Genomic DNA, 1,145 nt, shown 5'->3' with positions numbered 1-1,145 from the left:
TTTTTAGCTAGATGGTGTAAGTCGAAAGAGTAGTCCCTTTTCACTCTCAGTATGATGTCTTTTTTGTACTTGGTATAGGGGTTTACCTTGTCGAACTCTTTGAGCATAAATAAGACAACTTCGGGAAAGCGAATAGCAATCCCTCCTGATTCGTAAGTGCAGTCAATTACCCAATTAGATAAGACCTTTTTGTTTTTTTCATTATGATAAGAAAAATATCTTTTAATCAATGACTTGCTTGCTTTTTCTAGCTGTGCGTATGCTGAGTGCTGTGTGATCCCACACTCTTTCGAAAAATCTTCTGCTGTGATGATAATAGCGTCTTTTTCCGTAGCATCTTGTGTACGTGCAAGAGGGCTAGAAAGAATCAAAAGGCGTTTTTCATTTACACTCATGCTTTTAAAACACTCTTGAATGTTATTTTGCATTACGACCCATGATGGAGGGTAAGTTGTTATTTTCATAAAGCTAAAAACCAAAAAGTACAATGGATATAATGTACTTAATAATAGCAATATAAGATCAAAAAATCTATAAAGGTACACAATCTACAATAAACTTTTTATGGGTTTTCGCTCAAATTTTGAGTCCCCTATTTGTACTTTTTTTTAATAAAATGCAATCCAGTATCCAATCTACAATGTGCTTGGTTTTGGGTTTAGACCCAAATTCGAGTCTTTTTTGTGCTTTTTTAGCAAAACGCAACAAAGAATCTAGTTTGGAATGTACTTTGTATTAGGTTTTCGCCCAAAATATACCCATATTATTTAATTTACTCATTTAAAGTACGATGTATTTATTGTACTTTTCAGTCCCTCAAAAGTACTTAGTTAGTCCCTCAAAAGTACTTTTTAAAACGCTAAAAGTCCCTCAAAAGTACTTAGTTAGTCCCTCAAAAGTACTTTTTTAAAGTCTGAAAGCATTGATATAGATGGCTTACATGGGGGGCTAAAAGTCTTTTAAAAGCTTATTAAAAGAATAAAAGAAAAGAGGGGAGTGAAAACTGCCCTATGACACTCGCTAAAGCTCGTGGCATTTTGACCTCGCTAAAGCTCGGTTTAAGGGGCAGTTTTGGGTTACGATCTTGAGAGGATTCTAAAAAAGTAAAAGCAACTACGGCTTCGCTTCGCTCAGAAGCTTTTTTT

General features: G+C 34.7%; 1 protein-coding gene. It reads right to left on the bottom strand.

Annotated elements, in window-relative coordinates:
- A partial coding sequence (locus tag FTV32_RS17155; protein ID WP_180029163.1) for a replication initiation protein occupies positions 1-428 on the bottom strand: 428 nt, incomplete at its 3' end.
- Positions 429-1,145 lie beyond the last annotated feature (717 nt).

This window comes from Acinetobacter sp. YH16032, assembly GCF_013417345.1.
GTDB lineage: Bacteria > Pseudomonadota > Gammaproteobacteria > Pseudomonadales > Moraxellaceae > Acinetobacter.
This window is presented reverse-complemented; position numbering and strand designations above follow the sequence as displayed.